Source organism: Ruminococcus sp. FMBCY1, from assembly GCF_023921805.1.
GTDB lineage: Bacteria > Bacillota > Clostridia > Oscillospirales > Acutalibacteraceae > Ruminococcoides > Ruminococcoides intestinale_A.
Map to the genome: position 1 here is coordinate 2,296,873 of NZ_CP074197.1, position 21,197 is coordinate 2,318,069.

Annotated in this window: 22 protein-coding genes; 16 read left to right on the forward strand and 6 right to left on the reverse strand. The window is 38.2% G+C overall.

The window, feature by feature from the left end:
- Positions 1-98 precede the first annotated feature (98 nt).
- Positions 99-1,487: an MATE family efflux transporter gene (locus tag KGF34_RS11315; RefSeq protein ID WP_333780936.1), complete on the forward strand. Its 1,389-nt coding sequence runs from the start codon at positions 99-101 to the stop codon at positions 1,485-1,487.
- A gap of 39 nt (positions 1,488-1,526) precedes the next feature.
- Here KGF34_RS11315 and KGF34_RS11320 read toward each other — a convergent pair whose 3' ends face one another.
- Both KGF34_RS11320 and KGF34_RS11325 read right to left on the reverse strand, forming a co-directional pair.
- Positions 1,527-1,916, reverse strand: coding sequence for a hypothetical protein (locus KGF34_RS11320; protein WP_249375921.1), 390 nt, complete (start codon positions 1,914-1,916; stop codon positions 1,527-1,529).
- A 132-nt stretch (positions 1,917-2,048) separates the two neighbouring features.
- Positions 2,049-2,498: a MerR family transcriptional regulator gene (locus KGF34_RS11325; protein ID WP_022234425.1), complete on the reverse strand. Its 450-nt coding sequence runs from the start codon at positions 2,496-2,498 to the stop codon at positions 2,049-2,051.
- 215 nt (positions 2,499-2,713) lie between these two features.
- Here KGF34_RS11325 and KGF34_RS11330 point away from each other — a divergent pair, with 215 nt between their 5' ends.
- The 3 genes from KGF34_RS11330 (at position 2,714) to KGF34_RS11875 (ending at position 7,126) form a co-directional block, all read left to right on the forward strand.
- Positions 2,714-5,335: a valine--tRNA ligase gene (locus tag KGF34_RS11330; RefSeq protein WP_252559179.1), complete on the forward strand. Its 2,622-nt coding sequence runs from the start codon at positions 2,714-2,716 to the stop codon at positions 5,333-5,335.
- Positions 5,336-5,629: 294 nt separating this feature from the next.
- Complete coding sequence (locus KGF34_RS11870; protein ID WP_333780935.1) at positions 5,630-6,085, forward strand: transposase; 456 nt, start codon at positions 5,630-5,632, stop codon at positions 6,083-6,085.
- A gap of 138 nt (positions 6,086-6,223) precedes the next feature.
- A complete protein-coding gene (locus KGF34_RS11875) occupies positions 6,224-7,126 on the forward strand; it encodes a transposase (RefSeq protein ID WP_333780934.1) in 903 nt (300 codons plus the stop codon).
- A 131-nt stretch (positions 7,127-7,257) separates the two neighbouring features.
- On the opposite strand, the gene KGF34_RS11340 is transcribed toward KGF34_RS11875, so the two are convergent.
- The 3 genes from KGF34_RS11340 to KGF34_RS11350 form a co-directional block, all read right to left on the reverse strand.
- Complete coding sequence (locus KGF34_RS11340) at positions 7,258-7,689, reverse strand: hypothetical protein (protein ID WP_195411121.1); 432 nt, start codon at positions 7,687-7,689, stop codon at positions 7,258-7,260.
- A 2-nt stretch (positions 7,690-7,691) separates the two neighbouring features.
- Positions 7,692-8,135 carry a VWA domain-containing protein gene (locus tag KGF34_RS11345; RefSeq protein WP_022234420.1) on the reverse strand — a complete coding sequence of 148 codons (444 nt, stop codon included), beginning with the start codon at positions 8,133-8,135 and terminating at the stop codon, positions 7,692-7,694.
- Positions 8,136-8,203: 68 nt separating this feature from the next.
- Entirely contained in the window at positions 8,204-8,560 is a 357-nt protein-coding gene (locus KGF34_RS11350) for a GNAT family N-acetyltransferase (RefSeq protein WP_333780933.1), read from the reverse strand.
- Positions 8,561-8,745: 185 nt separating this feature from the next.
- Here KGF34_RS11350 and alr point away from each other — a divergent pair, with 185 nt between their 5' ends.
- The 10 genes from alr (at position 8,746) to rbr (ending at position 17,292) form a co-directional block, all read left to right on the forward strand.
- A complete protein-coding gene (gene alr, locus KGF34_RS11355; protein ID WP_252559183.1) occupies positions 8,746-9,924 on the forward strand; it encodes an alanine racemase in 1,179 nt (392 codons plus the stop codon).
- Positions 9,921-12,479, forward strand: coding sequence for a DNA polymerase I (gene polA / locus KGF34_RS11360; RefSeq protein WP_252559186.1), 2,559 nt, complete (start codon positions 9,921-9,923; stop codon positions 12,477-12,479). Before alr ends, polA begins: the two co-directional genes overlap by 4 nt.
- Positions 12,463-12,894 (forward strand): protein-tyrosine-phosphatase, encoded by a 432-nt coding sequence (locus tag KGF34_RS11365; RefSeq protein ID WP_022234416.1) that lies wholly within the window; start codon positions 12,463-12,465, stop codon positions 12,892-12,894. The genes polA and KGF34_RS11365 overlap by 17 nt, the downstream gene beginning before the upstream one ends.
- Complete coding sequence (gene rimI / locus KGF34_RS11370) at positions 12,884-13,318, forward strand: ribosomal protein S18-alanine N-acetyltransferase (protein ID WP_252559189.1); 435 nt, start codon at positions 12,884-12,886, stop codon at positions 13,316-13,318. Before KGF34_RS11365 ends, rimI begins: the two co-directional genes overlap by 11 nt.
- Before the next feature lie 21 nt (positions 13,319-13,339).
- On the forward strand, positions 13,340-14,347 hold the full coding sequence (gene tsaD, locus KGF34_RS11375) for a tRNA (adenosine(37)-N6)-threonylcarbamoyltransferase complex transferase subunit TsaD (protein ID WP_022234414.1): 1,008 nt from the start codon (positions 13,340-13,342) through the stop codon (positions 14,345-14,347).
- Between the two features lie 141 nt (positions 14,348-14,488).
- The gene (locus KGF34_RS11380) at positions 14,489-15,025 is read left to right on the forward strand and encodes a DUF4190 domain-containing protein (RefSeq protein WP_252559192.1); all 537 of its coding nucleotides are present in this window, start codon (positions 14,489-14,491) and stop codon (positions 15,023-15,025) included.
- Between the two features lie 141 nt (positions 15,026-15,166).
- Positions 15,167-15,514 carry a DUF2752 domain-containing protein gene (locus tag KGF34_RS11385; RefSeq protein WP_252559194.1) on the forward strand — a complete coding sequence of 116 codons (348 nt, stop codon included), beginning with the start codon at positions 15,167-15,169 and terminating at the stop codon, positions 15,512-15,514.
- 124 nt (positions 15,515-15,638) lie between these two features.
- On the forward strand, positions 15,639-16,130 hold the full coding sequence (locus KGF34_RS11390) for a hypothetical protein (RefSeq protein ID WP_022234412.1): 492 nt from the start codon (positions 15,639-15,641) through the stop codon (positions 16,128-16,130).
- 100 nt (positions 16,131-16,230) lie between these two features.
- Complete coding sequence (locus tag KGF34_RS11395) at positions 16,231-16,575, forward strand: DUF2752 domain-containing protein (protein ID WP_252559197.1); 345 nt, start codon at positions 16,231-16,233, stop codon at positions 16,573-16,575.
- Positions 16,576-16,752: 177 nt separating this feature from the next.
- On the forward strand, positions 16,753-17,292 hold the full coding sequence (gene rbr / locus KGF34_RS11400) for a rubrerythrin (RefSeq protein WP_022234411.1): 540 nt from the start codon (positions 16,753-16,755) through the stop codon (positions 17,290-17,292).
- Positions 17,293-17,534: 242 nt separating this feature from the next.
- Here the strand turns inward: rbr and KGF34_RS11405 are convergent, their stop codons facing one another.
- Positions 17,535-17,924: a metal-dependent transcriptional regulator gene (locus KGF34_RS11405; RefSeq protein ID WP_022234129.1), complete on the reverse strand. Its 390-nt coding sequence runs from the start codon at positions 17,922-17,924 to the stop codon at positions 17,535-17,537.
- 279 nt (positions 17,925-18,203) lie between these two features.
- Here KGF34_RS11405 and KGF34_RS11410 point away from each other — a divergent pair, with 279 nt between their 5' ends.
- Both KGF34_RS11410 and galE read left to right on the forward strand, forming a co-directional pair.
- Positions 18,204-18,725, forward strand: coding sequence for a peptidylprolyl isomerase (locus KGF34_RS11410; RefSeq protein ID WP_117705662.1), 522 nt, complete (start codon positions 18,204-18,206; stop codon positions 18,723-18,725).
- A gap of 32 nt (positions 18,726-18,757) precedes the next feature.
- Positions 18,758-19,768 carry a UDP-glucose 4-epimerase GalE gene (gene galE / locus KGF34_RS11415; RefSeq protein WP_252559199.1) on the forward strand — a complete coding sequence of 337 codons (1,011 nt, stop codon included), beginning with the start codon at positions 18,758-18,760 and terminating at the stop codon, positions 19,766-19,768.
- Positions 19,769-21,197: the final 1,429 nt, after the last annotated feature.

Sequence of the window (21,197 nt, forward strand, 5' to 3'; positions counted from 1 at the left end):
TCTGCAAAACCAAAATAGTATAATATATAAAGATGTGTTGCACTACTGCGTAATTCCAATCAGTAGTGCAGCACTTTTTTGTTTTAAGAGGTGTTTTTATGAAAAAAATAAAAGAAAAAGATAAAATGGAAATTTTGCCTGTTAAAAGCCTTATGCTTAGAATGGGTGTTCCTATGATACTTTCTATGGTACTGCAAGCAGTTTATAATATTGTTGACAGTGCTTTTGTATCTAATATGGAAGATAACGGTGAACTTGCGCTTAATGCGCTTACGCTTGCCTTCCCTTTGCAAATGTTAATAGTTGCAATCGGCATAGGTACAGGTGTGGGTGTTAATGTTCTTGTAGCAAAAAGCCTTGGAGAGGGTAACAGAAACTATGCCGATAAGGCTGCGGGTAACGGTGTATTTCTTGCTGTTGTTATTTACGCAGTGTTTTTAATATTCGGATTGTTCGGTGTTAAATTATATATCGGCACGCAGACTGCAAACGGAATTGTTTTGGAAATGGCGTGTGATTATTTAAGAATATGCTGCGTATATTCTTTTGGACTTGTATTTTTCTCTCTTTATGAAAAACTTTTACAAGCAACAGGCAAATCGGTATTTTCGACAATTGCACAGATCTGCGGCGCAGTTGCAAATATTATTCTTGACCCTATTATGATTTACGGTTTGTTAGGCTGTCCGAAATTCGGTGTAAAGGGTGCTGCATACGCTACGGTTATCGGTCAAATTATTTCACTTGCGGTTGCTTTTATTTTTCATATAAAGTTTAACAAAGATATAACCAATAATGTTAAAAACATTAAGCCGTCGGCAAATACAATACTGAACATTTACAAAATCGGTTTGCCTGCAATAATTGCACAGGCACTTATGTCGGTTATGACTTACGGCTTTAATCTTATTTTGGGTACGGTCAGTGAGGCGATGGTAACAGCTTACGGATTGTACTATAAAATACAGCAATTCATACTTTTTGCAGCGTTCGGATTAAGAGATGCCATAACTCCGATTATGTCATATGCGTTTGGAATGAAGAGTAAAAAGAGAATTGACGACAGTATAAAATTCGGCTCAATTTACACAACAGTAATAATGTTTGTAGGTCTGGCGGTAATAGAAATTATAGCTAATCCGCTTTCAAGTGCTTTTGGACTTTCGGGTGAAACACAATTGTTATGTATCGGCGCAATGCGGATTGTTTCTGCAAGTTTTATATTTGCCGGCATTAACATAGCTTTTCAGGGAATGTTTCAGGCAATTAACGGCGGAATGCAGTCGCTGATAGTTTCAGTTTGCAGACAACTTGTGTTTGTATTGCCTCTTGCGTGGATATTTACTGTGCTTGTCAATAAATCAATTTGCGGCGAATGGATAATTTGGCTTTCCGTACCTGTTGCAGAGATTTTGTCTGCCGTTATTTCGGTTGTATTGATGAAAAAGTTATACAAAAAACAGATTAACAATAAAACAGAAGCATAAAAATTCCCCTGCATACTCAAAAATATGCAGGGGAAAGTTTTAATTTTGGTCTTTTATAAATGTAAATGATGTTGTGTTATCGTACGAATAGGTGAGAGTTTGCCTTGTCGCTTCATAACTCAGCTTTTCGCTGTTGCCGTTTAGTGTAGCGTCAACGCTTGTGCCGCTGAAAACATAACTGCCTTTATATTCAATACCCGCAAGCGTTGCGGTACAGCTGCCGTTTCCTTTAAAATTAAATTCAAAATATCCGTCCTTAAGCTCAAGCTCGCTGTATTGTACGGTTTCTCCGTCGATAACGGCAGATACAGGGACCCATTTTCCCTTTAACACCTCATTTTCGCTTTTATCACCGCAACCGCTGAAAAGAAAAATTACAGCAAAAAGTGATAAGAAAACAGGTAAGGTGCGCTTTATAATACATTTCATTGTGACACATCCCGATATTGATATAATATATATTATTTTATCATTTTTTGCGTTTTTAGTCAATTTACGGAATGTAAAGTATTTCTAACATATTAATGATATGAATGTGCAAATTGTAAGAATTTATATGAATTACTGGTGACCTTTAAGTTTTGACACCGCTTTTTTCAGTTCCTGCGGTATATCGTCGGCACTTAGTGTATCGTGAATTTTGCAAGTGCCGGCTTTTTGCGCAGTTTCGTAATACCAGCATTTGTAATCTAAAATTCCGAGAGTTTCATTCAGTTTTTCCATTTGAGCAAGTACGGCATCTCTTTGCTTTCTGATAAGCTCAAGTCGCTTGTCAATTGAAGAATCCCCCTCGAGAGTCCAATCTATAAAAACTTTGATGTCTTTAAGCGACATACCTGTTCTTTTAAGACATTCAATGAGAGTTAATAATTCGTAATCGGAATCGTCAAAAATGCGGATACCGCCGTTTGTACGCTTTACATTAGGCATAAGTCCTTCTTTGTCATAATATCTAAGAGTTGACGGCTGCATATCAAGTCTTTTTGAAATTTCACCGATTGTGTATTGCATAGTTTTGCACCTCTTAAGTTAAAGTAAGCTATAAGTATTTTATCACCTTGAAATTATGATGTCAATAAAATCATAACCGTATACCATTTGGCAATTTGCTGCAAATAATATGATTTTTTATCTCTGCATAATTGACAAATTGCAAGCAAAATGCGATAATATAAAGGTATATTTGTCGGGTAATTTGCCCGAATAAATTGTAAGGAGATATGATTATGGCAAAGGAGCTTGCTAAATCCTACAAACCGTCTGAGTTTGAGGACAGAATTTATGATTTCTGGATGAAGGGCAACTACTTCCATGCAGAAGTTGACAAAGATAAAAAACCATACACAATCGTTATGCCGCCGCCAAACATTACAGGTCAGCTGCATATCGGTCACGCACTTGACCTTACACTTCAGGATACTCTCATTCGTTGGAGAAGAATGCAGGGCTATGCTGCACTTTGGCTTCCGGGTACAGACCATGCGTCTATTGCGACAGAGGCTAAAATCGTTGAGGCTATGCGCAAAGAGGGCGTTACCAAAGATGATTTAGGCAGAGAGGGTTTCCTCAAGCGTGCCTGGGAGTGGAAAGAAGAGTACGGCGGAAGAATTACCCGTCAGTTCCGTAAACTCGGTTCAAGCTGTGACTGGCAGCGTGAGCGCTTTACAATGGACGAGGGTTGTTCTAAGGCGGTTAAGGAAGTTTTCGTAAAACTTTACAATAAAGGACTTATCTACCGTGGTGAGCGTATTATCAACTGGTGCCCGCATTGCTGCACATCAATTTCAGACGCAGAAGTTGATTTTGCAGAGCAGGAGGGCTTTTTCTGGCATCTCCGCTATCCGTTAAAGGACGGCAGCGGTTATGTTGAGCTTGCTACAACAAGACCTGAAACACTTTTGGGCGATACTGCGGTTGCAGTAAATCCCGATGATGAAAGATATAAAGACATTGTAGGCAAAACACTTATTCTTCCGCTTGTAGGCAGAGAAATTCCTGTTGTTGCCGATGCATATGTTGAAAAGGATTTTGGTACAGGTGTAGTTAAAATTACTCCTGCACACGACCCTAACGACTTTGAAGTCGGCTTAAGACATAACCTTGAGGTAATCAATGTTATGGACGATACAGCCCATATGAACGAAAATGCCGGTAAATATCAGGGTATGGACAGATACGAGTGCCGTGAAGCAATCGTTAAAGACCTTGAAGAGGGCGGTTTCCTCGTTAAGATTGAGCCTCACACTCACAATGTAGGTACTTGCTACCGTTGTAAGACAACTGTTGAGCCGAGAGTGTCAAAGCAGTGGTTCGTAAAAATGGAACCTCTTGCAAAGCCTGCAATCAAGTGTGTTAAGGAAAAGCAGACACAGATTATTCCGGAAAGATTTGAAAAAGTATATTATCACTGGATGGAGAACATCAAGGATTGGTGTATTTCCCGTCAGCTTTGGTGGGGACACAGAATTCCTGCTTGGTATTGTGACGATTGCGGTGAGGTTATCGTAGCAAAGGAAACTCCCGTAGTTTGCCCTAAGTGCGGTAAAAACCATTTGCATCAGGACGAAGATACTCTTGATACATGGTTCAGTTCGGCTTTATGGCCGTTCTCAACACTCGGCTGGCCTGACAAGACACCTGAGCTTGAGTATTTCTATCCTACAAATACACTTGTAACCGGTTATGATATTATTTTCTTCTGGGTTGCAAGAATGATATTCTCTGCTATTGAGCAGACAGGTCAAGCACCGTTCAAGACCGTATTTATGCACGGTATTGTAAGAGATGAGCTTGGCAGAAAGATGTCTAAGTCACTCGGTAACGGTCCTGACCCGATTGATGTTATCAACAGATACGGTGCCGATGCGCTCAGATTCTTGCTTGTAACGGGTAACTCACCGGGAAATGACATCAGATATTCGGAAAAGCGTATCGAGGCTTGTGCAAACTTTGCCAATAAGCTTTGGAATGCTGCCCGTTATGTTCATATGAATATCGACGATTATGATGTTGAGAACAAACTTCCCGATACTCTTACAACAGAGGACAAGTGGATTGTTTCTAAATTCAATACAGTGGCTAAGGAAGTAAACGAAAACCTTGAAAAATTTGAGCTTGGTATTGCTGTTCAGAAAGTTTACGAGTTCATTTGGGATTGTTACTGCGACTGGTATATTGAACTTGCTAAGACAAGACTTTCGGGTGACGGCGAGGACGCTCAAAATGCAAGACAGGTACTTCTTTATGTACTTGATCAGATTTTAAGACTTCTCCATCCGTTTATGCCGTATGTAACAGAAGAAATTTGGCAGACTATTCCTCACGAGGGTGAAACCGTTATGCTTGCTAAGTATCCGGAGTTCAAGGCAGAACTTGACTTCCCGGAGGATGTTGCCGAAATGGAAAGAGTTATGGACGCTATCCGTGCTATCCGTAACCGCCGCAGTGAGATGAATGTTCCTCCGTCAAAGAAAGCTAAGGTTTATGTTGCAACTAAGTTTGCGGATACATTTACCAACGGCACACCTTTCATTCAGAAACTTGCTTCTGCAAATGAAGTTGAAGTTGCGGAGAGTTTTGACATTGACGGTGCAGTAACGGTTGTTACCGCTGACGCAAAGATTTATATTCCGCTTAGTGAGCTTGTTGACAAAGACGCAGAACTTGCAAGACTTAACAAGGAGCTTGAGCAGGTTAAGAAAAGACTTGCACAGAGCGAGGGTAAGCTTAACAATGCAGGCTTTGTTGCAAAAGCACCTGAAGCCGTTATCGAAAAAGTAAAGGGTCAGGCTGCAAAGGAAAGAGAGCAGATTGCACTCATTACTGCTGCCATTGACGCATTAAAATAAAAATTAAGGGTGCTGTCGCAATAACAGCTCCAAAAAGAAAAGCCGGGTAGCCCGAAAGGGTTGCCCGGTTAGTGCTTTCTATAGTATAATTTAATTGCAAACAAAACCACAAAGAAAGCAAGTAAATTATACAACAATGAGAAGCAGAAATCAATTGGTTTTACCATTAAATTTAGAAATAAAAATCGAGAAAAATGATCCGTAAGAAAATTAGCGGAAATATGTGATGAATTAGATTACACAAAGCTCTATTCTTTGTACCTGAGAAGCTGGCGAAAAATAGATCCGGCAGTTTTGTTTGAGATACTTGTGTTTGCATATATGAACGGCATTTATTCAAGCAGGGATATTGAAAAAGCATGCAAAAATGATATTCGCTTTATGTGGCTTTCGCAGGAGGAACCTGTTCCGAACCACTCAACCTTTGCAAGATTTCAAAATGAAAGGCTTGCCGGAGTAATTGAGGAGTTGTTCTGTCAATTGGTTGAAAAACTCTGTGATTTAGGCGAAATTTCTTACAAAAACATATTCATAGACGGTACAAAAATAGAAGCCAATGCCAACAGATATACCTTTGTCTGGGCGAAGGCGGTAGAAAAGAATCTACAAAAATTAAAAAATAAAATTAATCAGGAACTGGCTTCTATTTGTGAAAAATACGGATTAGCCGACGGAAGTAATTTGGAAGAGGTAATTGAGTTTCTGAACTGTTCAATTCAATTGCTTAATATTGAATTTGTACATGGATGAGGCAAACACAAAACGCAGCTGCAACGGGATTACGAGAAACTTTACAGTTATCTTGAAAGACTGGACAACTACAACAAAAGTCTAGAAATATGCGGCAAGAGAAAGAGCTATTCAAAAACTGATACGGATGCGACCTTTATGAGGATGAAAGAGGATCATATGCTCAACGGACAGCTCAAGCCGGGATACAATGTACAGATAGGAGTAGAGAGCGAATATATTGTCGGAGTAGGCTTGTTTCCTAATCCCACAGACACAACTACACTGATACCGTTTCTAGAGAGAATACGAAAAAACACCGAAAAGAAATACGAAAATATCATAGCAGATGCAGGATATGCAAGTGAGGAAAATTACACATATCTTGAATCGGAAGAACAAAATGCGTATATCAAGCCTGCCGATTATGAGATTAGCAAAAAGCGAAAATACAAGAATGATATTTACCGCAAAGAGAATCTCTTTTACGATGAAACAGGAGATTACTTTGTGTGTCCTAATGGCAAAAAGCTGATCTTTGCTTATGATAGCAAACGCAAAAGTCAGAATGGATATGAAACAACAAGGAGAAATTATATATGTGAGGACTGTTCAGGCTGTCCGCACCGAGAAAAATGCTACAAGGGAAAATATGAAAATCGAAAGATAGCGTTTTCTCCGACAATGGCAAGGCAGAAGAAGGAAGCCACACAACGGATAACTACAGATGAGGGTATTATCCTGAGAATGAACCGTTCAATTCAGGTAGAGGGAGCATTCGGAGTAATCAAGCAAGACTTTGCATTTAGAAGATTTTTAACGAGAGGAAAAAAAAGACCGAAACGCAATTTTTTCTTCTTGCATTCGCTTTCAATATTCAAAAACTATGGAACCGAACAAAATCTGACCGTTTTCACAAACCTTTATTTGAGAAAAAAATCGCATAGCGTTAAGAAAAGTAAACAATCCGAAAAAAGAGGATGGAAATTTTATCCACCCTCTGAATTAGTGCGTATGCCATTGAAGATATTTTCAACTTTTTTAAAATTTCATTCTTACTAAAACTTAATCTATCAAAAAAATAGGGACTGTTGCAAATTTCACTCATTTGCGACAGCCCCTTCTGGCTGATAAACTATATTATTTACTATAATCACCACAGTTGGTTTTCATGGGCTTTATTAAATGAAAAATTACCAGTCGAATAAAAACCTATTGGATTCATCATATGTGCTACTGCTGAAATTCAAATCCTCCCAATATAATCTAAAGGATTTTTCACTCCCTTTATTATTGATGGTCGTTATTTTTACATATTCATCATGCCATTCCAATCTGTAGTTTTTTTCATCCGGAACATCACCGTCATTATCCACAGTAATCATCATAGTTGACGTTTCATGATTTTCATTAAATATCATTATTTGAACGCAGATTCTTTCCGAAGTATTGTTGCCGATAAAATTAGCTACAATAGTGTGTTGTTCATCGGGAGAAACTTCTCTGAACCATTGTGGATCTTTTATTGTTGTATGTTCACTGATATAACTGCAAGATAAAGGCAACAATAAAAATAAAAATACAATAATAATCGTTTCGATTATGACGATAATTTTAAACTTCAATATTATCTCTCCTTTTGCAACTGATGCATCAAAAAGTCAGTAAAAGCCTCGGCAGATGCATTCGATTGATTTTCTGAAAAATTATAATATTCAGTTCCATCAACCTTATTTGATTCATTGAATAATGGCCACCTTAACATATCTATATCTAAAAGATAATTAGTATTTGTATAGGTTTTAACAAGGTTTAATATTGTTTCTCTGTTCCAATTATTTGTAAATGAACTATATCTTTTTTTGTAACCATCACTATAATATGTTTTAGTTGAATCAGCTAAACAATTTGAGGTTCCATCTAATAAAGTGTAGATATTATATGCATCTGTATCAGCATACAAATCCTTCATAGATAATGAAAAATCATTGTCACCAATTAATTGATAAAATTTATTATAAAATTCATCATAATTATCACTACCGTCCAATTGAATATAAGTATTAATCATTAACGTTTATAAATCTCCTGCCCAACCTCCTAAATTATTGAAATGATATTCCAACATTTCTGTTTTAACTACAGTTGTTGCATTTTTGTAAATCCGTTTTCCTTGCCTTGAACAAGGCAATCCGAAACAAGCTTTTCACCGATATGTAAATTTCTTGCACTGCTTTTTACAGCATAGCTTGCGTTGCAAATGTGACCGCATCTGCCTACATTGTTGGGGTGAAGAATGTATAAGCCTAAAATTTCGTGACTTTCGGTATTTTCCGCAACCGCACAATATGTTTGTGAACCGAAAAATTCCGCACCGCTGTTTTCGTCAAGTAAATCAAGCTGCGGAAAGGCTATTCCGTCCTCTACAACTTCGTTCCAGATTTTAACCATGGCAGGGTAATCACTTTTGACTGCTTTGCGAATATTTATTTCCATAAAATCAACCTTTTGTGCGTAATCTACTAATATTTTAGCACTTAGTTTTTCTTTGTCAATATGGATTGATTTATCGGTGTAAAAGTATTATAATAAATATTTAAGACAGTACAATTTGATTTGTAAAAAATACAGATGTTTACGGTATTAAATTAGATGCGAATAAAAATAAAAGAGGTAGTTTGATGGATTACTTAAAGAGAACCTGGGCAGAGGTATCGCTTGATGCAATTAAGCATAATTTTAATGAAATAAAAAACAAAGTTGGCGGCAGAGCAAAGATTTGCTGCGTTATAAAAGCAGACGGTTACGGTCACGGCGCCGTTGAACTGTCTAAACTCTATGAGCAACTTGGCGCTGACTTTTTTGCCGTTTCAAATATTGACGAGGGTATAGAAATTCGTGAGGCAGGCGCAACACTTCCTATCGTAATTTTAGGATTTACTCCTGCAAATGAGGCTAAGCGACTTGCAGAATACAATATTTCTCAGGCAGTTTACAGCCTTGATTATGCAAAAATGCTTTCTAAGGCTTGTTGTGAGCAGAATGTGGTTTGTAAAATTCACATCAAAGTTGATACCGGTATGAGCAGAATAGGTTTTATGTGCCAGGAATTTCCGAGAGATGATTATTCTGTCGAAGAAATTAGAACAGCCTGCACTCTCAAAAATCTTGAGCTTGAGGGTATGTTTACTCATTTCTGTGTGTCGGATGAAGCCGAGGACGGCAAAGACTTTACAGAAAAGCAGTACAGTTGCTTTTCTTATGTAAGGGATAAACTTAAAGAATCGGGAATTAACATTAAGATTTGCCACTGTTCAAACAGCGGTGCTATTGAAGATTACGAGCATACATATTGCGATATGGTAAGAGCAGGTATTATACTTTACGGACTTGCTCCGTCGTATAAAATTCAGAATAATTTAAATCTTATTCCCGCAATGACTTTAAAATCAACGGTTGCATATGTAAAAAATCTTAAAAAGGGTGCTGATATTTCATACGGAAGAACATTTACCGCTCCTAAAGATATGAAGATTGCAACTGTTCCGATTGGATATGCCGACGGTTTTATTCGTCAGAACGCAAAAGACGGATATATGCTTGTCAACGGTAAAAAAGCAAAAATTGTGGGCAGAATATGTATGGACCAGACTATGATTGATGTTACCGATATTGAAGATGTAAAAATCGGTGACGAGGTAGTGATTTTCGGAACAGGCGAAAACGGCGAAATGACAGCCGATGACCTTGCAAAAAATACTGATACTATTAACTATGAAGTAGTTTGCCTTGTAGGCAAGCGTGTACCGAGAATTTATATTAAAAACGGAAAAGTAATGGATGTGATGTATAAGCTATGAGAATGCTTGTTATTGACGGAAACAGTATAGTAAACCGTGCTTTTTACGGTATAAGACCGCTTACAACAAAAGACGGTCAGTTTACAAATGCGATTTACGGATTTCTTACAATGCTCACAAAAATAAAAAACGAAGAAAATCCCGATGCGGTAGCTATTGCTTTTGACCTTAAAGCTCCTACATTCCGCCACAAGGCATATGCAGGCTACAAGGCAACAAGAAAAGGTATGCCGGAAGAGCTTGCCTCACAGATTAAACCGCTAAAAGAGCTTTTACAGCTTTTGGGTTATACTCTTGTGACCTGCGAGGGATATGAGGCCGACGATATTTTGGGAACATTTGCAAAGGCTTGCGAGAAAAACGGCAACGAATGTGTGATTGCGACAGGTGACCGTGACAGCTTACAGCTTGTTTCCGATACAACAACAGTGCATCTCTGCACAAACAAGCAAGACATCAGTTATACACCCGCAAAAATTCTTGAGGATTACGGCGTTACACCAAAACAGCTTATAGAAATTAAGGCTATTCAAGGCGATTCGTCCGATAACATTCCGGGCGTTGCAGGCATTGGTCCAAAGGGTGCGGGCGATTTGATTTCACGCTTTGGCAGTGTGGAGTACATTTACAGCCATATTGACGAGATAGATGTTAAGGACGGCATCAGAAATAAACTTAAAAATTCCGAGGAAAATGCGAAGTTAAGTCGTATGCTCGGTGAGATTTTCTGCGAAGTTCCTATCAATACAAATGTTGAGGATTACAAAGTAGAATTGAAAGACCCCGAAGAATGTGCGAGGTTTATGGCAAAACTTGAGCTATTCTCGCTTATCGACAAACTCGGATTAAAAGAAATGCCGACAGCGGAGGAAAAGCCTGCAGCTGTGCAGAACTTTGAAGTTGTAGAAAATGCAGATGCTAATGTTCTGTATGAGAATATTAAAAAACAGGGTAAGGTATATTTTAAAACTGATTTTTCTGATATAGAAAATCCTGTTTGCAACATTCTTTTTGACGGTAAAGTTTATATTGTTAAGGATAACGAATTTTTCGACAGACTTCTTGAAAATGAAGAGATTTTGAAATTTACTCACGGCAGCAAGACAGTTTTTGCTTATGCCGATAAGAAGAATATTGAAGTAAAATCGCTTGCTTTTGATATTGAACTTGCGGCATATCTTATTGAGCCGTCATCAAAAGATTACAGTGACGAAAATTTATGCGGCGGTTACGGAATAACGCTTCCGAAAAACGAGAAGTTTTCGGAACTTTCCGCTCTTGCCGTATATGATGTGCTTTGCGAAAAACTTAAGAAAGATATAGATACAAACGAACAGGAAAAGCTGTTGACAGATATTGAAATTCCTCTTGCAAAGGTGCTTGCTAAAATGGAGAACATCGGATTTGCCGTTGACAGGCAGGGTATAGAGGACTACGGCAAGATATTGCACGAACAGATAAAAAATCTTGAAAATGAGATATACACAAGCATCGGTTATGAATTTAATATAAATTCTCCGAAACAGCTTGGCAAGGCGCTTTTTGAAGATTTAGGACTTCCGTGTAAGAAGAAAACAAAAAGCGGCTACAGTACAAACGCAGAGGTGCTTGAAAGTCTGCGCTACGAACATCCTGCGGTTGAAATGGTGCTTTCGTATCGTACGCTTGCAAAACTTTATTCAACCTATTGTGAGGGGCTGTTAAAGGTTATTGCCGAGGACGGCAGAATACACTCAAGTTTTAATCAAACCGAAACCAGAACGGGAAGAATCAGCTCAACAGAGCCTAATTTACAAAATATCCCTGTCCGTACAGAAATCGGCAGAGAATTGAGAAGGTTTTTTGCCGCAAGAGAGGGTTGGGTGCTTGTTGATGCCGACTATTCTCAAATTGAATTAAGAGTGCTTGCTCATATTTCAGGCGATAAGAATATGATAGAGGCATTTAATACGAATGCCGATATTCACACTATTACAGCGTCACAGGTGTTTAATATGCCTGTTGAAATGGTTACTCCCACAATGCGTAGCCGTGCCAAGGCGGTAAACTTCGGTATAGTTTACGGAATCGGTGCTTACTCACTTGCCAAGGATATTAAAGTAACCAATAAAGAGGCATCTAAATATATTAAAGACTACCTCGCTCATTACAGCGGCGTTGACGAATATATGAAAAATGTCGTTGAAAAAGCAAAGCGTGACGGTTATGTTGAAACAATGTTCGGCAGAAGAAGATATTTGCCTGAACTTAGCTCGGGCAAGCATATGATGAGAGCTTTCGGTGAGCGTGTGGCAAGAAATATGCCGATTCAGGGCACTGCCGCAGATATTATCAAAATCGCAATGATTAAAGTTGACGAAAGAATGAAAAAAGAGGGCTTGCAGGCAAGACTTATTTTGCAGGTGCACGATGAGTTGATTGTCGAGGCTCCCGAAAACGAAAAGGAAACAGTGGCAAAGCTGTTGCAGGAGGAAATGGAAAACGCCGTAAAACTTTCTGTTCCTCTTACCGCCGACGCTGCTGTCGGAAGGACTTGGTATGATGCCAAAAAATAAAATTATGTTTGTATGCACAGGCAATACTTGCCGCAGCCCTATGGCAGAGGCTGTTTTTAACCGTTTTGCAGAGGAAAAAGGACTTGCCGTAAGGGCAGAGAGTATGGGTACAACAACTGTTACGGGTATGCCTGTTTCTGAAAATTCGGTTGAAGTCTGCAAAGAAATCGGTATTGATATTTCGGATATGCATTCTACGGCTTATTCCGATAAAAAACTTGACGAATACGATAAATTTTATTGTATGTCGACAAGCCACAAGTTTTTTCTTATGACACAGTGCGCTGTCCCTGCCGATAAAATCGAGGTTATTAATGTTGCCGACCCGTATATGTGCGGTGTTGAGGTTTACAGACAGTGCCGAGATGAAATTTGCAGTGCCGTTAAGGAAATTTTAAAACAATATGAGAATTGAAGAAATGAAAGAAAGCCACCTTTTACAGGTGGCAGAGATTGAAAATAAATGCTTTTCTCATCCGTGGTCATTAAAAAGTCTTGAGTCTGAACTAAAAAACAACGGCTCACATTTTTATGTAAGCGTTGAGGACGATAAGGTTCTCGGCTACATAGGAATGAATGTTGTTGTTGACGAAGGATATATTTTTAATGTGGCGGTTGATGAAAGCGCACGAAAAAAGGGCATAGGTACGGCTTTGATAAATACTCTTGTTACCTTTGCCAAGAAAAACAGCCTGGCTTTTTTGACTCTTGAGGTAAGACAATCCAATGAAAATGCAATAAGACTGTATTCAAACGCAGGCTTTGTTAAGGTGGGGGAGAGAAAGAATTATTATTCTGAACCTGTCGAAAACGCAATACTGATGACAAAGTATTTTTGATAAAACGAAAGGATTATTTTTATGAAGATACTTGCAATAGAGTCCTCTTGTGACGAAACCGCAGCAGCGGTTGTTGAGGACGGAAGAAAAGTTATATCCTCTGTTGTTGCCTCTCAGGTTGAGGAGCATAAACTGTATGGCGGTGTTGTTCCCGAAATTGCATCCCGCAGACACGCCGAGGCAATAGTGCCTGTTGTAAAAAACTCGCTTGAGCAGGCAGAACTTACTTTAAAAGAAATAGATGCAATTGCGGTTACATACGCACCTGGTCTTATAGGGGCTTTGCTTGTAGGAGTTAATTTTGCAAAGGGACTTTCTCTTTCAACAGGACTTCCGCTTGTTCCGACCCATCATTTAAGGTCGCACATTGCCTCTAATTATATTTCTAATCCCGATTTAAAACCGCCGTTTCTTTGCCTTGTTGTTTCGGGCGGTCACAGTCATATTGTGATGGTTGAGGATTACACAAAAATGCGCATTATCGGCAAAACAAGAGATGATGCGGCAGGCGAGGCATTTGATAAAGCGGCAAGAACTATGGGTATGCCGTATCCGGGCGGAATTGCACTTGATAAGGTAGCAGAGGACGGCGATCCTTTTGCATTTAAGTTGCCAAGACCTACCGTAAGCGGTTCACAGTATGATTTCAGCTTTTCGGGACTTAAAACAGCTGTAATAAATCTAATTCATAATTCTGCGCAAAAGGGCATAGAACTTAACAAGGCAGATGTTTGCGCATCTTTCAGATATGCGGTTGTTGACTGTTTAAAAACCAATTTTTTGAAAGCGGCAGAAGATTTAAAGGTTGACAAGCTGGTTATTGCGGGTGGTGTGTCTGCAAACCGACTTTTGCGTTCTTCTTTACAGGAAGAATGTGATAAGCACGGACTTGCTTTTTATATGCCCGAAAAATCTCTTTGCGGTGACAATGCGGCAATGGTTGGCTCGCAGGGATATTATGAATTTTTAAGCGGAAATATTGCAAGCACAGACCTTAACGCTTTTGCCACTATGAGTATTGAACTGTAAATAAATATGTATTAATTTGTGGCATTTATTAATTACTTGTTGACATTTGTTGACTTGTACTTTATAATAAACATTAAGGCAAATTATGTATATTTACAGTGGTTTGCTGATTTTATGCTTACAAATTTATGGAGGAAAAAGATGGACAATTACAACAATAACGGCTACAACAACGATTCTTTGAATAACCCACAGGGCAACGGCCCGGATCCACAGCAGAATAACTACTCAAATCAGGGTTACCAGCAGCCTTACGGTACAGACAATAATCAGGGTTACCAGCAGCCTTACGGTACAGACAATAATCAGGGTTATCAGCAGCAGTCATATGGTGCAAATGATTATCAGCAGCCATACGGTTCACAGCCTGATTACAATAACTACAATCAGAATAACTATCAGCAGCAGTATCCTAACTACAATCAGTATCCTGTAGAGGATAAAAGCGCAAAGAATAATGCTACTGCATCACTTGTACTCGGTATTATAGGTCTTTGCTGTTGTGCTCCTTGCGGTATAGTTGGTCTTATTCTTGGTATTAATTCTAAAAAGGCAAAGCCTGAAAATAACGGACTTGCAACTGCAGGTATCATTCTTTCTATTATTGCTTTAGTAATATGGGCAATACTTCTTATTACTCAAATTGTTTCAGGCGCATTTATCAGTTCAATTTCCTAATTTACTATTAATTTTATTACATAGCAAGCAACAAGCGGACTATATGTCTGCTTGTTTTGCTTTGGGGTGATTTTTATTATTAAGCCGTGCAAAACATATCAAAAAATTTTGGTTTTAATTTTACCGTTTGCCTCACTTTTTTTGTGTTATCTGATTTGTGCTTTTGCGTTTAAGTACATTTCATTGCCACCGTGTTATATACATCAGTTTACAGGTTTGTATTGCCCCGGCTGTGGAGCGACAAGAGCGGTATATGCGCTTGTTCACGGAGATATTCTGCTTTCGCTAAGGCAAAATGCTTTTTTAGCGGTTGGAATAGTTATTGTGCTTATTCTGTATATTCAGTTCGTACTCCGTGCTTTTGGTAAAAAAACAAATACATTTATTAATATGCAAGGCTTTATATGGATAATGTTTGCTTTATTGATTGTTTATACAATTTTAAGAAATATTTTTCCCGCACTTGCTCCTGTGGAGATTACATATTAAGCAGGTTTGTAAAATTATAATATTTTCAATAAATTATTGACATTAAAATAACTGTATTTTATAATTATATTGAGTAGGTTATATTAATTTGCTTTTGTGGCTTATTAAAATTTGGAGGAAAACTATGGACAATTACAACAACGATTCTTGGAACAATAACCAAAATCCACAGCAAAATCAGAATACATATTCTGCACAGGACTATCAGCAGCCATACGGTTCGCAAAACTATTCCGCACAGGATTACCAGCGACCATATGGGACTGACAACAATCAAAATTATCAGAATTCTTACGGCACTGGTTACAATCAGACTCCGTCTTATCAGCAGCCTAACTATAACAATATGAGCAATGACGAAGAGCATGTTTCTGTTCTTCACTGGATCGGAATTTTCTGCCTTAATATCATTCCGTGCGTAGGCCCTATTGTTTATCTTATTATGATGTTTGTTTGGGCTTTTGGCAGCACACCTAAAAAGTCACTTAAGAATTTTGCAAGAGCACAGCTTATCTTGTCTGCGATTGCATTAGGTATTATGATTATTATGATTATTATTTCAGCAGCAACAGGTGCTGCTATATTCAGCGGTTCAAGCAGCTATAATTATTATTAATTTTTACAGCAAGTTTATATACGAGGTGGTATAAATAATTACTCCATATAAAACATATCAAAAAATATTGGTATTTATATTACCGTTTGCATCTGTTGGTATGGCGTATTTGTTTTCGTTGTATGTTTTCAGATACATAACATTACCGTCTTGTTATTTATACGAGCTTACAGGAATTTACTGTCCCGGATGCGGCTGTACAAGAGCGGTTTATGCGCTAATTCACGGAGATGTTATATTGTCGTTAAAGCAAAATCCGTTGGTTATAGTTTCTCTTGCTACATTATTTGTACTTTATATTGAACTCGTTTTCAGAGCTTTCGGAAAAAAACTGCGCACATTTGTACACAGCAAATACTTTTTATGGGGTGCGTTTATAGCGATAATGATATATACGGTATTGAGAAATATCTTTCCGCAGCTTGCTCCGATAGAGCTTGTGTAAAATTAAAACTTTATAATTCGGTAGAAAGGCAATGTAAAAGTTGCCTTTTTATTTTTTGAAAAAATTTTCGGAAAAGTGTTGACAAATACTAGACAATAGTATATCATATAAATACAGTAATAATTACTGATTTATATGATAATTATAGAAAATATGAATTAGAAAGGGTTGAACTTTATGGCAAATAAATATGCCGGTACACAGACAGAGAAAAATTTACTTGAGGCTTTTTCAGGTGAATCACAGGCAAGAAATAAATATACTTACTTTGCGTCAAAGGCTAAGAAAGACGGATTTGAGCAGATAGCTTCATTATTCCTGAAAACAGCAGATAATGAAAAAGAACATGCAAAGATGTGGTTTAAAGAATTGAACGGTATTGGCAGTACAGCAGAAAATCTTGCCGCAGCTGCAGAGGGCGAAAATTACGAGTGGACTGATATGTACGAAGGCTTTGCAAAGACAGCGGAGGAAGAGGGATTTCCTGAACTCGCAAAGAAATTCCGTATGGTCGGTGCTATTGAAAAAGCACACGAAGAGCGTTACCGTGCATTACTCCATAATGTTGAAATGCAGGAAGTGTTTGCAAAGAGTGAAGTTAAGGTATGGGAATGTCGTAACTGCGGTCATATTGTAGTAGGAGAGAAAGCTCCGCAGGTTTGCCCTGTGTGCGCTCACCCACAGTCATACTTTGAAATTCACGAAGAAAATTATTGATTATTGACAGAGTTTACTGTATAATAATTTAAATTCAAAAGATTTTAAATATAGTTTAGCAAACTGTTTTGCCAAGTAACTATAAAAGTATTTTGTTAAACCGTAATTAATAAAGAAAAGAAAATAGAACAATATAAAAACAGCAGTCTATATCGTAAAGTAATGACCCGACCCCCAAAAGTTAGATTTTTTAGGTCTAACTTTTTGGGGTCACCACATAATAATGACTGCTGTTTATTTTATCAGTTATTTGTTTTATCGGCTAAAATTCCCGATAGCTTTTTTAATGCCATAAAACTCTCTTCGCTTATATCGTGCTCGATTTTACATGAATCTTCATAAGCTGTTTCTTCGCTTACACCGAGAGAAATTAAAAGTTCGGCTATATAATTATGCTTTTCAAGAATTTTCTGCGCAATATTCATTCCGCTTTCGGTAAGGGTGATATAACCCTCGCTGTCCATAAGAATGTAATCGTTTTCTCTTAGCTTTTTCATGGCAACGCTTACGCTTGGCTTTGAAAAACCGAGAAGATTTACTATGTCGATAGAACGAACGCATCCTCTTTTTTGTTTAATTAAAAGTATAGCCTCGAGGTAATCTTCGGCTGACTTGTGGACTGATAATGACAATAAAAACACTCCTTGAACAATGATAATATTAATGTTCAATCCCTTAATACATAAAATTAATAAAATATTACAAAAAGATTATATAACTATTTCTATTTATTGTATCATATTTTTATTAAAAAGTAAAGTTATTAAATTTTATTATTAAATATTTTTAAGTATAAAAATTCACTTGATATTTTATGGAATATATCGTAAAATTATAGACAAGGGATAGCTATTAAAATCAGCTTGATATGATATGCTTGATATGATATATAGATGAAAGGACGATTTATTATGTCACAGAATCCTGTAATTACTATTGAAATGGAGAACGGCTCTGTAATTAAAGCCGAGCTTTATCCTGAAATTGCACCAAACACAGTAAATAACTTTTTAAGCCTTGTAAATAAAGGTTTTTATGACGGACTTACTTTTCACAGAGTAATTTACGGCTTTATGATTCAGGGCGGTTGTCCTGACGGAACAGGTATGGGCGGCCCGGGTTACAGCATTAAGGGCGAATTTGCTATCAATGGTTTTGAAAATAACCTCAAGCACACAGAGGGTGTTCTCTCTATGGCTCGCTCAATGATGCCGAACTCAGCAGGCTCACAGTTCTTTATCATGCACAAGAATGCGCCTCACCTTGACGGTCAGTACGCCGCTTTCGGTAAGGTAATTGATGGTATGGATGTTGTAAACAAGATTGCTGAGTGTGACACAGACTTTGCAGACAAGCCGCTTGACGCTCAGATTATGAAAAAGGTTACAGCCGATACCTTTGGCGTTGAGTATCCCGAACCTGAAAAGTGTTAATTAAAGTTATATAATATAGAAAGGTAATTATTATGAATGTTTTGCTTACAGGCGGCGCAGGCTACATTGGTACACATACCTGCATTGAACTTATAAACGCAGGTCATACAGTAGTTGTTGCCGATAATTTTTCAAACAGCTCTCCAAAGGCTATTGAAAGGGTTGAGGAGATTACAGGTAAAAAAATTCCGCTTTATAATATTGATGTTTGTGATGTCGAGGCGCTCGACAAGCTCTTTGCCGAAAATAAAATTGACGCTGTAATTCATTTTGCAGGATTAAAGGCAGTAGGCGAGAGCTGCGAGATTCCTGTTGCTTATTACAGAAATAACCTTGATTCTACACTTGCTTTGCTCGAGGTTATGAAGAAATATTCGGTAGCAAACTTTGTTTTCAGCTCATCTGCTACTGTATACGGGATTCCCGAGAGAGTTCCGCTCGTGGAAACAATGCCGACTGGCTGCACTAACCCATACGGTTGGACAAAACTTATGAACGAGCAGATTCTTACCGATGCAGCTAAGGCTGACAGCAATCTTTCCGTAGTTCTTTTAAGATATTTCAATCCGATCGGTGCTCACGAAAGCGGTAGAATCGGCGAAAATCCTAACGGTATTCCAAACAACCTTATGCCTTATATTACACAGGTTGCTGCAGGCAGACTTAAAAGACTCGGTGTGTTTGGTAATGACTATCCTACACATGACGGCACAGGCGTAAGAGATTATATCCATGTTGTGGATCTTGCAAAAGGTCATGTAAAAGCTATTGATTATGCCGAACAGCACAAGGGCACAGAAATCTTTAATCTCGGCACAGGCACAGGCTACAGCGTACTTGATATTGTTAAGGCATTCAGCAAGGTTAATAATATTGAAATTCCTTATGATATAAAGCCGAGAAGAGCGGGCGATATAGCAGAATGTTACGCCGATCCGACAAAAGCATATGAAATTCTCGGTTGGAAAGCCGAAAAAAATCTTGAAGATATGTGCCGTGACTCTTGGAACTGGCAATCTCATAATATTAATGGTTACGAATGACCGAAAAAACAATCTTGTTTTTGTGCAATTAGCCAAAATAACAAAAATTTATAAAAATAACTCTCCAAAGTGTCAAATTCATTTGACTTTTGGGGAGTTTCTATTATATAATAGAATAGCTTATAGAAGCATTATTATTAAAGGAGGAAAAAGAAAATGTTCAAAAAAGCATTAAGCCTTGTTGTCTCTCTGATGCTTATGGTAACTTCATTGTCATTTGCAGCAATTTCAGTTTCTGCTGCAGATACAACATATGTAGTTGCCGGCGCAGAAGAACTTTGCGGCGTTTTATGGAAGGGCAGCCCAGAAGAAGCTCCTGCAAATGTTATGACAGACAATGGCGACGGTACTTACACAAAAGTATTTACCAATGTTCAGCCGGCATCAGGTCTTACACTTAAGGTTGTAGAAAATGGTGCTGACGGTTCACAGAACTGGATTGGCGACGCAACAGGCAATAACATTACATTTAATGTAACTGCTGCAAGTGATGTAACAGTAAAATTTGATTCTTCTACTAAAGAAATCACTGTTACAGGCGACGGCGTTCAGTTTGTAACAAATCTCGATATCAAGAGCATCAATGCTGTTGGTAACGGCGATCCTGAAGATGCAGCTTGGTTAAACGGTGTAGCTTGGGATCCTGCAGCTAACCCTATGACAGAAGTTTCAGAAAAAGTTTATGAGATTACATTCAAGAATGTATCTAAGTTCGACAACTATCAGGTTAAGTTTGCCGCTAACGGCGGATGGACTGACAGTTGGGGCGGTGCAGCGGAAAACTTCACACCTGAATCAGGCGTAGAGTTTGACGCAGCATATAACGGAGAGAACCTTACCGTTAATGTTCCTTATGAATTTGCTGATGTAACACTCAAGCTCGACCTTACAAACTTCGACTATGCTACAAAGGCCGGTGCTAAGGCAACCGTTACAGTAACTGAAGTGTCAACTCCTGCTGAAACAACAGAAGTTGCTACAACAGAAGCAACAACTGCTCCTGCTACACAGGCAACAGCTGCTCCGGAGAAAGCACCTCTTACAGTAAATGCAACATCTAATGTATTCTCAACAGCAAAAGCAGAATACAACAGCAAAACAAATCAGGTAACAGTATGCTACTATCTTGGTACAAATTGTGACCTTGTAAACCTCGAATGGTACTTCACATATGACAGTAACATATTTGAGGTAAACAACAAGAACAACCTTGATTCAACAGGTAAGAAACTTGGTATTATGCCACAGATTACAAGCAGTTCTGTAATCAACACAAGTATCCCCGGCAAGGTAAACGCCAACTCTTCTGACCTTGGCCTTTACACAATTGATGCAAAGGTTCCGTTTATTAAGATTGTTTTAGATGTAAAGGGTAATCCTGAAAATGTTGAAACAAATGTAAACCTTAATGTAAGAGTTCTTACAAAGG

Excerpts from the sequence above, each read along its gene's own strand:
- rbr (WP_022234411.1), top strand. The coding sequence starts at position 16,753 with ATGGCAAATAAATATGCCGGTACACAGACAGAGAAAAATTTACTTGAG.
- KGF34_RS11395 (WP_252559197.1), top strand. The coding sequence starts at position 16,231 with ATGGCGTATTTGTTTTCGTTGTATGTTTTCAGATACATAACATTACCG.
- KGF34_RS11330 (WP_252559179.1), top strand. The coding sequence starts at position 2,714 with ATGGCAAAGGAGCTTGCTAAATCCTACAAACCGTCTGAGTTTGAGGAC.
- KGF34_RS11365 (WP_022234416.1), top strand. The coding sequence starts at position 12,463 with ATGATGCCAAAAAATAAAATTATGTTTGTATGCACAGGCAATACTTGC.
- KGF34_RS11345 (WP_022234420.1), bottom strand. The coding sequence starts at position 8,135 with ATGATTAATACTTATATTCAATTGGACGGTAGTGATAATTATGATGAA.
- KGF34_RS11315 (WP_333780936.1), top strand. The coding sequence starts at position 99 with ATGAAAAAAATAAAAGAAAAAGATAAAATGGAAATTTTGCCTGTTAAA.
- KGF34_RS11390 (WP_022234412.1), top strand. The coding sequence starts at position 15,639 with ATGGACAATTACAACAACGATTCTTGGAACAATAACCAAAATCCACAG.
- galE (WP_252559199.1), top strand. The coding sequence starts at position 18,758 with ATGAATGTTTTGCTTACAGGCGGCGCAGGCTACATTGGTACACATACC.
- tsaD (WP_022234414.1), top strand. The coding sequence starts at position 13,340 with ATGAAGATACTTGCAATAGAGTCCTCTTGTGACGAAACCGCAGCAGCG.
- KGF34_RS11320 (WP_249375921.1), bottom strand. The coding sequence starts at position 1,916 with ATGAAATGTATTATAAAGCGCACCTTACCTGTTTTCTTATCACTTTTT.
- KGF34_RS11350 (WP_333780933.1), bottom strand. The coding sequence starts at position 8,560 with ATGGAAATAAATATTCGCAAAGCAGTCAAAAGTGATTACCCTGCCATG.
- KGF34_RS11325 (WP_022234425.1), bottom strand. The coding sequence starts at position 2,498 with ATGCAATACACAATCGGTGAAATTTCAAAAAGACTTGATATGCAGCCG.
- KGF34_RS11410 (WP_117705662.1), top strand. The coding sequence starts at position 18,204 with ATGTCACAGAATCCTGTAATTACTATTGAAATGGAGAACGGCTCTGTA.
- rimI (WP_252559189.1), top strand. The coding sequence starts at position 12,884 with ATGAGAATTGAAGAAATGAAAGAAAGCCACCTTTTACAGGTGGCAGAG.
- polA (WP_252559186.1), top strand. The coding sequence starts at position 9,921 with ATGAGAATGCTTGTTATTGACGGAAACAGTATAGTAAACCGTGCTTTT.
- alr (WP_252559183.1), top strand. The coding sequence starts at position 8,746 with ATGGATTACTTAAAGAGAACCTGGGCAGAGGTATCGCTTGATGCAATT.
- KGF34_RS11875 (WP_333780934.1), top strand. The coding sequence starts at position 6,224 with ATGAGGATGAAAGAGGATCATATGCTCAACGGACAGCTCAAGCCGGGA.
- KGF34_RS11380 (WP_252559192.1), top strand. The coding sequence starts at position 14,489 with ATGGACAATTACAACAATAACGGCTACAACAACGATTCTTTGAATAAC.